Here is a 13,969-nt window from a genome sequence, read left to right on the forward strand (position 1 = left end):
TACCAACCGGACCTACGGGCTCTCGCCAGGCGCGCCAAACCTAGCACGCCTCGAGCCTGAGGCCAGAAGGCGAGCCGCTACACTTACGTATCGTCGGCAGCGTCAGGTGTGTGTAAGAGACAGCAAAAAAGGGCGGCCGAAGTCGCCCTTTTTTCACGATGGAATCAGAACTGGATTAGTTCTGGTTCTCCATCTGAGCACGGATCAGATCACCAATGGTGGTCGGGCCCGTAGCTTCTACTTCCTGCTTACGCAGTTCTTTCATCGCGTCCTTCTCGTCATCAACGTCCTTGGACTTGATGGACAGGCTGATAACGCGAGACTTGCGGTCGATGCTGATGATCTTGGCTTCGACTTCTTCGCCTTCCTTCAGAACGTTACGCGCGTCTTCGATGCGGTCACGGCTGATTTCGGAGGCTTTCAGCGTTGCTTCGACTTCGTTACCCAGATCGATGATGGCGCCTTTGGCGTCAACTTCTTTCACGGTGCCACGAACGATAGTGCCTTTCTCGTTGAGGTTCGCGTAGTTGGAGAACGGATCGTCTTCCAGCTGCTTGATACCCAGGGAGATGCGCTCACGCTCCGGATCGACCGAGAGGATGACGGTGTCTAGCTCGTCGCCCTTCTTGAAGCGACGAACAGCTTCTTCGCCCACTTCGTTCCAGGAGATGTCGGACAGGTGAACCAGACCGTCGATGCCGCCTTCCAGGCCGATGAAGATACCGAAATCGGTGATCGACTTGATGGTGCCGGAAATACGATCGCCCTTGTTGAAACGGCCAGAGAAGTCTTCCCATGGGTTGGACTTGCACTGCTTGATGCCGAGGGAGATACGACGACGCTCTTCGTCGATGTCCAGAACCTGAACTTCCACTTCGTCGCCGACCTGAACGACCTTGGACGGGTGGATATTCTTGTTGGTCCAATCCATTTCGGAGACGTGGACCAGACCTTCAACGCCTTCTTCCAGCTCAGCGAAGCAGCCGTAGTCGGTCAGGTTGGTCACGCGCGCCATGACGCGGGTGCCTTCTGGGTAACGCGCCTTGATAGCAACCCATGGGTCTTCGCCCAGCTGCTTCAGGCCCAGCGAAACGCGGTTGCGCTCGCGGTCGAACTTGAGAACCTTGACGTCGATCTCGTCGCCAACATTGACGATCTCGGACGGGTGCTTGATGCGCTTCCAGGCCATGTCGGTGATGTGCAGCAGACCGTCGACACCGCCGAGGTCCACGAACGCACCGTAGTCGGTGAGGTTCTTGACGATACCCTTGACCTGCTGGCCTTCCTGCAGCGATTCCAGCAGCGCTTCGCGCTCGGCGCTGTTCTCGGCTTCCAGGACGCTACGACGGGAAACGACAACGTTGTTGCGCTTCTGATCGAGCTTGATGACCTTGAACTCGAGCTCTTTGCCTTCGAGGTGCGTGGTGTCGCGCACAGGGCGCACGTCGACCAGCGAACCCGGCAGGAACGCGCGGATGCCATTGACGTCGACGGTGAAACCGCCCTTGACCTTGCCGTTGATGACGCCCTTGACGACTTCTTCAGCAGCGAAAGCAGCTTCCAGAACGATCCAAGATTCAGCACGCTTGGCTTTTTCACGGGAGAGCTTGGTTTCACCGAAACCGTCTTCGACCGCGTCCAGCGCTACGTGAACCTCGTCACCCACCGCAATGGTCAGCTCGCCTTGTTCGTTGTAGAACTGCTCGACCGGGATGACGCCCTCGGACTTCAGACCTGCGTGGACGGTAACCCAGTCACCGTCGATGTCGACCACGATGCCGGTGATGATGGCACCCGGCTGCATGTCGAGGGATTTCAGGCTTTCTTCAAAAAGTTCTGCAAAGCTTTCGCTCATGTTGATTCCTGTAAGGCGGGCGGGGATTCGCCCTTCTCCGCATTCCAGCACTGCGGGTTCGTTTATGTAAAAAAAGGCCTGCGGGACTATGACTGGTCTCCCGCACGCCTCCTTGTCGGCCTTAAGTCAGGCACTATCCGGCGAGTCCGCGCTGCGTCACTTCGCCGAGAATTCTTTCCATTACCTGCTCGATGGACAGCGTCGTCGAATCGAGCTGTATGGCATCTTCTGCTGCTACCAGCGGCGCAACTGCCCGCTGAGAGTCTCGTTCGTCGCGTTGACGAATCTCCTCAAGAAGACTCGCGAGATTAACATCTTCGCCTTTGGCCTTCAACTGCTGGTAGCGCCGCCGGGCACGTTCGTCCGCGCTTGCCGTCAGGAATATCTTGAGCGGCGCGGACGGGAAAACGACCGTTCCCATGTCCCGTCCGTCGGCAACCAGCCCAGGCGGCTCGTGAAATGCCCGCTGACGCTGGAGCAAGGCGTCACGCACCGCTGGCAGTGCCGCGACCTGCGAAGCGCCAGCACCGACCTGCTCGTTGCGGATCGCCTGAGTCACGTCCTCACCTTCGAGCACGATGCTTTGCGTTCCGCCTTCTGCGCCAGACAGAAATTGCACATCCAGATGAGCGGCCAGGACCTTGAGGGCTTCTTCGTTAGTGAGATCTACTCCATGGTTCCGGGCCGCGAATGCGAGCAGACGGTAAAGGGCGCCGGAGTCAAGCAGGTTCCAACCCAACTGGCGAGCCAGCAGGCCGGCTACCGTGCCCTTGCCGGATCCGCTTGGTCCATCGATGGTAATGATGGGGGCCTGGCTGATCATGAAATCGATCCCTTCGAGACGCGCATTCCCGCCTGCGTAGCGAGCGTCAGGAAGTTCGGGAAAGAAGTCGCCACGTTAGCGCAGTCATGAATATGGATAGGCCCGGTCGCTCGCAGTGCGGCCACGCTGAACGCCATCGCGATGCGGTGATCACCATGACTATCCACACTGCCGCTGCCCAGGATCCCCCCCTCGATCACGATGCCGTCCGGCGTCGGCTCGGCCTGGATGCCCAACGCCTTTAAGCCATCGGCCATGACCTGGATACGATCGGACTCCTTCACGCGTAGCTCTTCCGCACCGCGAAGCACCGTACGGCCTTCGGCACACGATGCTGCAACGAAGAGCACTGGAAATTCGTCGATGGCGAGCGGTACCAACGCCTCGGGGATATCGATCCCGCTGAGCTTCGCATACTTGATGCGGATGTCCGCTACTGGCTCGCCGCCTACTTCGCGCTCGTTCTCCAGTGCAATGTCAGCGCCCATGAGGCGAAGGATATCGATCACGCCGGTACGGGTCGGGTTGATACCCACATGCTCCAGGAGCAGGTTCGAGCCTTCAGCGATGCTCGCAGCGACCATGAAGAACGCCGCGGACGAGATGTCAGCCGGCACTTCGATTTCGCTACTCTTCAAGCGATGGCCACCTTCGACAGTAGCGGTGCTGCCAACCACTTCGACCGGGTAGCCCAGCCCGTTCAGCATTCGCTCGGTATGGTCGCGCGTCGGCGCCGGTTCGGTGACCGACGTTTTGCCCTCCGCGTACAGCCCCGCCAGCAACAGCGAGGATTTCACCTGAGCGCTGGCCATCGGCATGTCGTAATGGATGCCCTTCAACCGCTGGCCGCCCTTAATCTTGAGCGGTGGACGCCCGTCCTGCCCGGTCTCGATGACCGCGCCCATCTCGCCGAGCGGCTTCGCGACACGATTCATCGGCCGCTTGGACAGCGACGCGTCGCCGGTCAACTCGGTATCGAAGGCTTGTGCCGCCAGTAGCCCAGACAGCAGACGCATGGACGTACCGGAATTACCGAGGTACAGCGGACCCGGTGGCGGTTTGAGCCCTTGCAGGCCTACGCCATGGATCGTTACACGGCCATGATGCGGTCCTTCAATCACGACCCCCATGTCACGAAAGGCCTGCAACGTCGCGAGTGCATCCTCGCCCTCTAGAAAGCCGGACACTTCGGTGGTCCCTTCCGCGAGGGAACCGAGCATGATGGAGCGGTGCGAAATGGACTTGTCGCCCGGTACACGGAGATGCCCAGTCACGGTTCCGCCCGGCTGCGCGATGAAAATCATGTCGTCGTTGGAATGCATGGTATCCACATAGGCTCTGCGAGCCAGAATCTTGCCGAAATGTTCACGGGCCACCCGAGCGCGCGTGAATACGCCCAGTAATGCGTGCCCATCCCCTGCGTCGACCGCCGCTCGCAATGCGTCCAGATCGTCGCGATAAGTGTCCAACACACGAAGCACGGCCTCGCGGTTGGCCAGAAAGATGTCATGCCACATGACAGGGTCGCTTCCTGCGATCCGGGTGAAATCGCGGAACCCGCCTGCCGCGTAGCGGAAGATTTCCAGATTTTCGTTACGTTTGGCGAGTGAGTCGACCAGATTGAATGCCAGCAGGTGAGGCAAATGGCTCGTTGCTGCCAACACCTGGTCGTGATGTTCAACCTCCATATGCTCGACATCTGCATCGAGTAGCTGCCAAAGCGTATCAATCAGCCCCAAGGCTTCCGGGTCGGTATCGGCTACGGGCGTAAGGATCACCTTGTGGCGCGCAAACAGATCTATCCTGGCCGCCTCCACACCGCTTTTCTCCGAGCCGGCAATCGGATGGCCCGGCACGAAACGAGTCGGCATGCAGCCGAACGCCTGGGTTGCGGCACGAACCACGTTGCCCTTGGCGCTGCCGACATCCGTGATCACCGCTTGCCCTAGATTCAATGCGGAGAGCGTGCTCAGCACCCGCTCCATCGCAAGGATGGGTACAGCCAACTGGATAACGTCAGCTCCGGCACAGGCGGCGGCCAAGTCGACTTCACAGCGGTCGACCACGCCTTGCTCGACGGCCTGGGCCCGGGAAGTGGCGTCGAGATCAACGCCTACAACTTCATCGAAACACCCTTGCGCCTTGATGCCCTTGGCGAACGACCCACCAATGAGGCCCAATCCTACAACAACGAGGCGGCCCAACCGGGACTTGGGCGAGTAGCGGGTAGACGTCACGAGCCAAGGACCTTGGCCAACGCCTCAAGGAAGCGAGCGTTCTCCTCAGGCAGACCAATGGACACCCGCAAGAAGGTCGGCAGGCCGTACCCCGCCACCGGCCGAACGATGACGCCTTCACGCAGCAAGGCTTCATATATAGGCGCAGCGTTGCGATCCATATCCACAGCCAGGAAATTCCCGCGCGACGGTATCCAGTCCAGGTCGAGCTTTCGAAGGCCCTCTTCAAGTTGACGCATGCCTTCGGCATTGGCGAGGCGGCTGCGCTGCAGATAGGCATCGTCCGCCAGGGCTGCACACGCCGCCGCCAGCGCCAGGCTGTTCACGTTGAACGGCTGTCGAACACGGTTGAGAACGTCCGCGATCTGCGGGGAGCTGATGGCATACCCAACACGCAGCGAGGCAAGCCCATAAGCTTTCGAGAAGGTCCGCGAAATCAGTAGATTCGGATGGTCCTGCAGATAGTCGAGACCGTCAGGGAGGTCCCCCGACGCGTATTCAATGTATGCCTCATCCAGGACCACCAGCACGTCGGGCGGCACGCGCGACAGGAAGGCATGCAAGGCGTTGGCCTCGAACCAGGTACCGGTTGGATTATTGGGGTTTGCGATGAATACGACGCGCGTATCGGCGTCGACCGCTGCCGCCATGGCGTCCAGGTCGTGCCCCCAGTTATGAGCCGGCACAGCACGGCCCTCGGCACCGATGGCCTGCGTGACCAACGGATACACCGCAAACGCGTGCTGGCTGAACACTGCATTGCAACCAGGTGCAAGGTAGGCACGCGCAGCCAGCTCCAGGATGTCGTTTGAACCGTTACCGAGCGTAATCTGGTCCAGCCCGACCCCGTAGCGGGTCGCCAAGGCTTGCTTGAGCTCGAAGCCATTGCCATCCGGGTAGCGGGTCAGCGATTGGAGCTCAGCCTGAACAGCAGCCAGCACATCAGGACTTGGGCCAAGCGGATTCTCATTACTGGCCAGCTTCACGATACGTTGGGGGTCAAGGCCCAGTTCGCGCGCCAACTCGTCAACCGGCTTGCCCGGGACGTAGGGCGAGAGCTTTTGCACGCCGGGAAGGGCTTTGGAAAGAAAATCGCTAGTCATTCTTCGCTCCACGTGCACCGTCCGGTGCGTACTCCTTGAGAACAGGGCCCGTTTGCTACTCCACTTGGCAAACGCCTCATCAGCAGCCCCTGCCGGTATCGGTCGATGCGTGCGTCCGGCGATTGGGCAATTCAACCGCCCATCCGCCGCAGGGGATCAGAGGACGGCCTTGGGATAGGAGCCAAGCACCTTCAGCGCCACCGCTTCCTGCTGGATCTTTTCCAGTACGTCCTTGATCAGCGGATCCTGATGATGACCAATGAAGTCGATGAAGAACACGTACGTCCACTTGCCGCTACGAGATGGCCGCGTTTCGATGCGCGTCAGGTCAATCCCATTGCTGTGGAACGGCACCAGGAGTTCATGAAGCGCGCCGGGCTTGTTGCGCATGGACACGATGATCGACGTCTTGTCATCCCCTATGGGGGGGACTTCCTGATTCCCGATAATAAGGAAGCGTGTCGAGTTATCAGGACGGTCTTCGATCTTCTCGAAGAGCGGCTGAAGGCCGTATAGGCTCGCCGCCATGTCGCCAGCGATCGCCGCGGAATTCCACTCGCTCTTCACGCGGCGCGCCGCATCCGCGTTGCTCGATACCGCTATACGCTCCACGCTTGGATAATGCGCATCGAGCCATTTGCGGCATTGAGCCAGGGACTGTGCATGGGAGTAAATCCGCGTGATGTGCTCGGTCTTGGTGGTTTCGCCCACCAGCAGGTGGTGGTGGATCCGCAGCTCGACTTCGCCGCAAATGACGAGGTCGTGTTCCAGAAAGCTGTCCAGGGTATGGTTCACAGCACCTTCGGTAGAATTCTCGACGGGCACGACGCCAAAATTCACAGCGCCAGCTGCCACTTCGCGGAACACCTCGTCGATCGCGGCCATGGGCTGGCTGACGACTGCCTGACCAAAGTGCTTGATCGTGGCAGCCTGGCTGAATGTACCTTCCGGGCCGAGATAAGCGACCTTCAGCGGCTGTTCAAGGGCCAGGCAGCAGGACATGATCTCGCGGAACAGCCGTGCCATTTCTTCATTGCTGAGCGGCCCCTGGTTGCGCTCCATGACCCGCTTGAGCACCTGCGCCTCACGTTCGGGGCGGTAGAACACCGCCTTCTCGCCTTCCGCGAGGCTGGCCATTTTCACCCGAGCCACATCCTGCGCGCAGCGAGCACGCTCGCTGATCAGCGAAAGGATCTTTTCATCGAGGCTGTCGATTCGGACACGCAAGGCCTGCAGCAGGTCGACGTCGCTCATGTCAGCCGTTCCCCTTCTCGAACTCCGCCATGTAGGTCACCAACGCCTCTACAGCATCCAGCCCAGTCGCGTTGTAGATCGAAGCACGCATCCCGCCAACGGAGCGGTGGCCCTTGAGATTCAGCAACCCGCGCGCATCCGCGCCAGCAAGAAACGCCTTGTCCAGACGCTCATCGGCAAGCCGGAAGGGTATGTTCATCCAGGAACGCGCCTTGGGATCGATCGGATTCGAATAGAAGTCGCTCGCATCGATGAAGCCGTAAAGGCGGTCTTTCTTCGCCCGGTTCCGCGCTTCCATCGTCGCCACACCGCCCTGCTCTTTCAGCCACTCGAAGACCAGGCCCGACAGGTACCAGGAATAGGTTGCCGGGGTGTTGTACATCGAGCCGTTGTCTGCCGATACCTTGTAGTCGAGCATGGTCGGGCAGACGCTGCGTGCATGCCCCAGCAGGTCTTCGCGCACGATAACCACGACCAGGCCAGAGGGCCCGATATTCTTCTGGGCGCCTGCGTAGATCATGCCGTAGCGAGAAACATCGATCTGGCGCGACAGAATGTCGGACGACATATCGACGACCAGAGGCGCGCTGCTCTGCGGAATCCAGTCGAACTGGACACCGCCAATCGTCTCGTTGGAGGCGAAATGAAGGTATGCCGCGCCATCGCTCAGCGCCCACTCATGCTGCTCAGGAATCGACTGGTAGTTAGACGCCTTACCACTTGCGGCGACGTTTATCTGGCCAAAGCGGCGACCTTCGTCGATTGCCTTGCGCGACCAGATGCCCGTGTCGACGTAGTCTGCGACCCCTGCCTCGGGAAGGAGGTTAAGCGGTATCTCAGCGAACTGCTGGCTCGCTCCGCCCTGCAGGAACAGCACCTTGTAATTGTCAGGTATCGCTAGCAGGTCGCGAAGGTCGCGCTCGGCCTTGTCCGCGATAGCTGTGTATTCATCGCTACGGTGGCTCATCTCCATGACCGAGAGACCACGCCCCTGATAATCCAGCATTTCCGCCTGCGCGCGCTCGAGTACGGCGGTAGGTAGCGCGGCCGGGCCAGCGCAGAAGTTATGGGCGCGTTTGCTCACAGCGATATTCTCTCGATTCAACATTATTCAGATCGCGACGGCGCTCACCCCCGCGAATGCTTCGTCACCTCTGACAGGCTCTACCGGCGCCAGACGCCGGTAGAGTGCTCCATCAGTCTTCGTCGCCGGTCGGAACGACGTCCGGTGAGACGTCTCCCTTCCCACCGAGCAGCTCGTCTTCAGACGGCTCACTGCTCTCGACGGGCATTTCGTGCGAAAGGGTCTCGTCGTCCAGTGTCGCTTCGATCTCTTCGAGGTCTCCCTCAACGGTCGGCTCCTGAACGCGCTCGAGACCTACCAGCTTCTCGCCTTTGCCCAGCTTGATCAACGTCACGCCCTGCGTGTTACGACCCAACGACGAGACGCCCGAGACAGAAGTACGCACAAGGGTACCCTGGTCGGAAATCAGCATGATCTCCTCGCCTTCCTGAACCTGGACGGCCCCGATGAGTTCGCCGTTACGCTCGTTGCAGACCATGGCGATCACACCCTGGCCGCCACGACCGCGACGTGGGAACTCCGGCAGAATGGTCCGCTTCCCGTAGCCATTGATACTCGCAGTGAGAATCTGCGCATCGGATTCCGGAATGAGCATGGAGATGATGCGCTGCCCTTCCGGCAGGCGCATACCCCGCACACCGCGTGCCGTACGGCCCATGGTGCGTACTTTGCTTTCCTTGAAGCGAATGACCTTGCCGCCATTGGAGAACATCATCACGTCCTGCGCGCCGTCGGTAATGGCCGCGGCAATCAGTGTGTCGCCTTCTTCCAGACGTAGTGCAATCAAGCCACTGGAGCGCGGACGACTGAACTGGATGAGCGGCGTCTTCTTGACAGTACCTTTTGCGGTCGCCATGAAGATATAATTGCCGGTTGGCTCATCCTGACCCTCGTCGGCGTCTTCGCCCTCCTCTCCCTCAGCAACTTCTTCGGCCTCTTCGACCTCGACCAGGCTGCCCTCGATCACGTCGTCATCGGCGGCTTCAGCACCTTCCGGCGCCTCACGCCGAACGGCTTCGAGATCAACCTGAAGAATCGCGGTAATCCGCTCCCCCTCGTCCAGCGGCAGGATATTTACCAGCGGACGACCGCGCGCGGCGCGGGAGGCTTCTGGAATCTCATAGGTCTTGAGCCAGTAGACCTTGCCCTTGCTGGAGAAGAGCAACAGCGTGTTATGGCTGTTGGCGACCAGAAGATGCTCGATGTAGTCCTCGTCCTTCACGCCGGTCGCGCTACGGCCGCGGCCGCCACGACGCTGAGCCTCGTATGCTGCCAGCGGCTGGGACTTGGCATAGCCACCATGCGAAATGGTGACGACACGCTCTTCCTCGGTAATGAGGTCGGCGATGGTCAGGTCGACCTGCGATGCCACGATCTCGGTACGACGCGCATCGCCGAACTCGGCCTTGATCTTTTCGAGCTCCTCGCGAATGACTTCCATCAGGCGCTCGGGGCTGGTCAGGATGCGAATCAGCTCACCGATCAGGTTCAGAATTTCCTGATACTCGCTGAGCAGCTTTTCGTGCTCCAGACCGGTCAGTCGGTGCAGACGCAGATCGAGAATCGCCTGGGCCTGCTCGGGCGACAGGTAGTATTTTCCATCGCGAAGACCGAACCGCTCATCGAGGCCCTCAGGGCGGCAGGAGTCGGCACCAGCGCGCTCGACCATGGCTTCCACGGCGGTGGATTCCCAAGCCGTCGCAATGAGACGCTCTTTTGCTTCGGCGGGTGTCGGCGAAGCCTTGATCAACTCGATAACCGGGTCGATGTTCGACAGCGCAACCGCCTGGCCTTCCAGCACGTGGCCACGCTCGCGCGCCTTGCGCAGCTCATAGACGGTACGACGCGTCACCACTTCACGGCGATGGCGTACGAACACTTCAAGCATGTCCTTCAGGTTCAGCGTACGAGGTTGGCCGTCGACAAGCGCCACTACGTTGATGCCGAACACGCTCTGAAGCTGCGTCTGCGCGTACAGATTATTGAGCACGACTTCCGGCGTTTCGCCACGGCGCAGCTCGATCACGACCCGCATGCCGTCCTTATCGGACTCGTCGCGGAGCTCGGTGATGCCTTCGATCTTCTTCTCTTTCACCAGCTCGGCGATCTTCTCGATCAACCGCGCCTTGTTGAGCTGATAGGGCAGCTCGGTGATAACGATCTGCTGACGTCCACCGACTTTGTCGATGTCTTCGATCTCGGCACGGGCGCGGATATAGATTCGCCCGCGGCCTGTCCGGTATGCCTCGATGATCCCAGCGCGGCCATTGATGATGCCCGCGGTCGGAAAATCCGGACCGGGGATGTACTGCATCAGCTCGTCGACAGTGAGATCAGCGTTGTCGATGAGCGCAAGGCATCCATCGATCACTTCGGAGAGGTTGTGGGGCGGAATGTTGGTTGCCATGCCCACAGCGATACCCGAGGATCCGTTGACCAGCAGGTTTGGAACCTTGGTCGGCAGTACGGCCGGGATCTTCAGGGAGCCATCGTAGTTGTCGACCCAGTCGACCGTTTCCTTGTCGAGGTCAGCCAACAGCTCGTGCGTCAGCTTGAACATCCGAACTTCGGTATATCGCATGGCCGCGGCGTTGTCGCCATCCACGGAACCGAAGTTACCCTGACCGTTCACGAGCATGTACCGCAGCGAGAACGGCTGCGCCATACGCACGATTGTGTCGTACACGGCAGAGTCGCCGTGCGGGTGGTATTTACCGATGACGTCACCGACCACACGCGCCGATTTCAGATACGGCTTGTTCCAGTCGTTGTTGAGCTCGCTCATTGCGTAGAGAACGCGACGGTGAACGGGCTTCAGGCCATCACGCGCGTCCGGCAACGCACGTCCAATGATCACGCTCATCGCGTAATCCAGATAGGACTGTTTCAGTTCGTCTTCGATATTGACCGGAAGGATTTCTTTGGCCAGTTCACCCATGGAAACCTGGTTCCTTATAAATCAGCGAGGTCGTGCGGAAAGCGCGCGATCATATCACAGCAGAGGCCTTTCGATCCGTAGCGACCGCTCAGCCCAGATGATGATCTGGCCAAGCGGCAGATGGCTCAATGCAATCGCTTGCGGCTCATCAGCGCAGCCATCTTCGTGGCATCGGGCCGCTCGACCACGCCTCGCTCCGTCACGATGACATCCACCAGATCGGCTGGTGTGATATCAAAGGCGGGGTTGAAGACAGGCACCTCGGGCGCGATGCGCTGGCCACCGACATGGAGCACCCGCGCGGGATCACCATCCTCGACCGTCAGGTCCTCACCACTTTCAGTATCGAGATCAATGGTCGAGCTCGCAGCGACGACCATGAAGCGAACGCCATGATGCATCGCTGTCACGGCCAGCTGATACGTACCGACCGGGTTGATGATGTCGCCATTGGCAAGGATTCGATCCGCTCCAACAATCACCCACGTGACCGCTGATTGCTTCATAAGCGGCGCAGCGGCCGAATCCGAAAGCAAATGGACGTCGAGCTTGTCGTGATGGAGCTCCCACGCAGCCAGGCGCGCGCCCTGCAAGTCGGGTCGTGTCTCTGCGACGTAGACCGCCCCAATCAAACCGGCCACATGGGCTGCCCTTATGACGCCTAGCCCAGTGCCAAACCCGCCGGTCGCGAGCGCGCCAGTGTCACCGAGTGTCATGAGATTCTGCGTCGCCGTCTGACGCTTGCGGATCATCTCGACGCCGAGCTGCGCCATGGTCAGATTGGCCTCGCGGTCACTCTGATGAATCGCGATCGCCTCGGCTTCGAGCGCGGCGGCGATCTCGCCATCCGACTTCAGCCGTGCCAGCCGATCGCGCATGCGGTTCACGGCCCAGCGCAGATTCACAAGCTCGGGCCGTACCTCGGCCAGGCGTTCCAAGTCCGCTTCGAGCGCCTCCCGCCACCCCTCGCTACCGGCCTGCTGACGCGCTGACAGCACGGCGCCGTACGCAGCCGCAATCCCAACGGACGAAGCGCCATCCACGACGCGATCCCGAATGGCTGCCAGTACCCCCGCGACGTCGGTACAGATCAACCAGACCGACCGGACCGGCAACTCGCGCTGGTCGAGCAGGCTTAGCTCCCCATCAGCCCACTCGACGGCCGTCACGTTCTCCGCCGCCAGCAACCGCTCGCGCATGCCTCACCCCGATGTCGCTCAAAAGGGTCCGATTATACGCGAGCGCCAGACTTCAAGCTTCAGCCTCTAGCCTTTACACTGCCCGCAACCCTTACGATCAGATACCCCATGCCCAAGCCTACGCCCGAGCCGTTCGATCTACTCGTTACGCCAACCTGGCTGGTTCCGGTCGAACCGGCCGGCGTCGTGCTCCGCAACCATGCCATCGGCGTACGGGAGGGGCGAATTGCAGCGATCGGCCCACGAGATGAGCTGATGCGTCAGGGGGCAATGGCCTTGACGGATTTGCCCGGCTGCTTGCTGGCCCCAGGGTTGATCAATGCGCACGGGCACGCGGCCATGACGCTTTTCCGGGGCATGGCCGATGACTTGCCGCTGATGACTTGGCTCAAAAAGCATATCTGGCCAGCTGAGTCCCGTTGGGTGGACGAACAGTTCGTCCATGACGGTACGGAGCTGGCCGTGGCCGAACAACTGCGTGGCGGCATCACGACCTTCTCGGATATGTACTTCTTTCCGAAGGTTGCGAGCGAGGTGGTCCATGCCGCGGGCATGCGCGCGCAAATCTGCGTGCCCGTGCTCGACTTTGCCGTCCCGGGTGCGCTGGACGCCGACGATGCCATCCGGCGCGGGCTTGAGCTGTTCGATGACCTGAAGCACCACCCGCGCCTGACGGTCGCGTTCGGACCGCATGCCCCCTATACCGTCAGCGACGACAAGCTTCAGAACATACTGATGCTGGCGGAAGAACTCGATGCATGCATCCAGATGCACGTTCACGAGACAGCATCCGAAGTCCGCGAGGCCGTGGATCGCAATGGTGAGCGCCCCCTCGCGCGCCTGTCTCGACTGGGCCTGCTCGGCCCCCGCTTCCAGGCCGTGCATGTCACACAGGTCAATGAAGACGACCTGTCGATGCTGATGGAAAGCAACAGCAGTGTGATTCACTGTCCGGAATCCAACCTCAAGCTGGCCAGCGGATTCTGCCCCGTAGAGCGCCTCTGGCAAGCGGGCATCAACGTTGCCGTCGGTACCGACGGCGCGGCCAGCAATAACGATCTGGATCTACTGGGTGAGATGCGCACGGCCGCACTGCTCGCCAAGGCCGTTGCCGGCTCGGCCACCGCCCTGGATGCGCACAGCGCGCTCCGAATGGCCACGCTCAATGGCGCCCGCGCCCTGGGCATCGAAGACTGTGTCGGTACGCTGGAAGTTGGCAAGTTCGCCGACATGGTCGCCATCGACATGACCGGCCTCGCTCAGCAGCCGCTTTATGACCCCCTTTCGCAGCTTATCTATGCAACGGGCCGTGACCGCGTGCGGGATGTCTGGGTCGCCGGCAAACACCTGCTGCATGATGGTCGGCTGCTGCGCATGGACGAAGAAAAACTGATCGCCACGGCGACGAACTGGGGCGAACGCATCGCCGGCTCGTGAGCCAAACCTTTCAAGCGGGCCGGCCAGCCGGTTGCGCAC

At 60.6% G+C, this 13,969-nt stretch carries 9 protein-coding genes; 1 reads left to right on the top strand and 8 read right to left on the bottom strand.

Features of this window, described 5'->3' with window-relative positions; all coding sequences use genetic code 11:
* Positions 1-175 precede the first annotated feature (175 nt).
* From rpsA to mtnA, 8 genes are all read right to left on the bottom strand, one after another.
* The gene (gene rpsA, locus ACY8D3_RS13050; protein ID WP_462379197.1) at positions 176-1,855 is read right to left on the bottom strand and encodes a 30S ribosomal protein S1; all 1,680 of its coding nucleotides are present in this window, start codon (positions 1,853-1,855) and stop codon (positions 176-178) included.
* 133 nt (positions 1,856-1,988) lie between these two features.
* The gene (gene cmk, locus ACY8D3_RS13055; protein ID WP_462379198.1) at positions 1,989-2,678 is read right to left on the bottom strand and encodes a (d)CMP kinase; all 690 of its coding nucleotides are present in this window, start codon (positions 2,676-2,678) and stop codon (positions 1,989-1,991) included.
* Positions 2,675-4,915 (bottom strand): bifunctional prephenate dehydrogenase/3-phosphoshikimate 1-carboxyvinyltransferase, encoded by a 2,241-nt coding sequence (locus ACY8D3_RS13060; protein ID WP_462379199.1) that lies wholly within the window; start codon positions 4,913-4,915, stop codon positions 2,675-2,677. Before ACY8D3_RS13060 ends, cmk begins: the two co-directional genes overlap by 4 nt.
* Positions 4,912-6,018: a histidinol-phosphate transaminase gene (gene hisC, locus ACY8D3_RS13065; RefSeq protein ID WP_462379200.1), complete on the bottom strand. Its 1,107-nt coding sequence runs from the start codon at positions 6,016-6,018 to the stop codon at positions 4,912-4,914. The genes ACY8D3_RS13060 and hisC overlap by 4 nt, the downstream gene beginning before the upstream one ends.
* Before the next feature lie 156 nt (positions 6,019-6,174).
* Positions 6,175-7,272, bottom strand: coding sequence for a prephenate dehydratase (gene pheA, locus ACY8D3_RS13070; protein ID WP_462379201.1), 1,098 nt, complete (start codon positions 7,270-7,272; stop codon positions 6,175-6,177).
* A gap of 1 nt (position 7,273) precedes the next feature.
* Entirely contained in the window at positions 7,274-8,356 is a 1,083-nt protein-coding gene (gene serC, locus ACY8D3_RS13075; RefSeq protein WP_462379202.1) for a 3-phosphoserine/phosphohydroxythreonine transaminase, read from the bottom strand.
* Positions 8,357-8,468: 112 nt separating this feature from the next.
* Positions 8,469-11,294, bottom strand: a complete 2,826-nt coding sequence (gene gyrA, locus ACY8D3_RS13080) for a DNA gyrase subunit A (protein ID WP_462379203.1) — start codon at positions 11,292-11,294, stop codon at positions 8,469-8,471.
* Between the two features lie 125 nt (positions 11,295-11,419).
* Positions 11,420-12,493 (bottom strand): S-methyl-5-thioribose-1-phosphate isomerase, encoded by a 1,074-nt coding sequence (gene mtnA / locus ACY8D3_RS13085; RefSeq protein WP_462379204.1) that lies wholly within the window; start codon positions 12,491-12,493, stop codon positions 11,420-11,422.
* A gap of 108 nt (positions 12,494-12,601) precedes the next feature.
* On the opposite strand from mtnA, the gene ACY8D3_RS13090 reads away from it, so the two are divergent.
* Positions 12,602-13,930, top strand: coding sequence for a TRZ/ATZ family hydrolase (locus ACY8D3_RS13090; protein WP_462379205.1), 1,329 nt, complete (start codon positions 12,602-12,604; stop codon positions 13,928-13,930).
* The last annotated feature ends 39 nt before the right edge of the window (positions 13,931-13,969 follow it).

The sequence above is a fragment of the Pseudomonas sp. Marseille-QA0892 genome (assembly GCF_054950135.1).

Bases quoted from the DNA above. Each gene is read 5' to 3' on its own strand.
- rpsA (WP_462379197.1), bottom strand. From the start codon at position 1,855: ATGAGCGAAAGCTTTGCAGAACTTTTTGAAGAAAGCCTGAAATCCCTC.
- cmk (WP_462379198.1), bottom strand. From the start codon at position 2,678: ATGATCAGCCAGGCCCCCATCATTACCATCGATGGACCAAGCGGATCC.
- hisC (WP_462379200.1), bottom strand. From the start codon at position 6,018: ATGACTAGCGATTTTCTTTCCAAAGCCCTTCCCGGCGTGCAAAAGCTC.
- pheA (WP_462379201.1), bottom strand. From the start codon at position 7,272: ATGAGCGACGTCGACCTGCTGCAGGCCTTGCGTGTCCGAATCGACAGC.
- gyrA (WP_462379203.1), bottom strand. From the start codon at position 11,294: ATGGGTGAACTGGCCAAAGAAATCCTTCCGGTCAATATCGAAGACGAA.
- mtnA (WP_462379204.1), bottom strand. From the start codon at position 12,493: ATGCGCGAGCGGTTGCTGGCGGCGGAGAACGTGACGGCCGTCGAGTGG.
- ACY8D3_RS13090 (WP_462379205.1), top strand. From the start codon at position 12,602: ATGCCCAAGCCTACGCCCGAGCCGTTCGATCTACTCGTTACGCCAACC.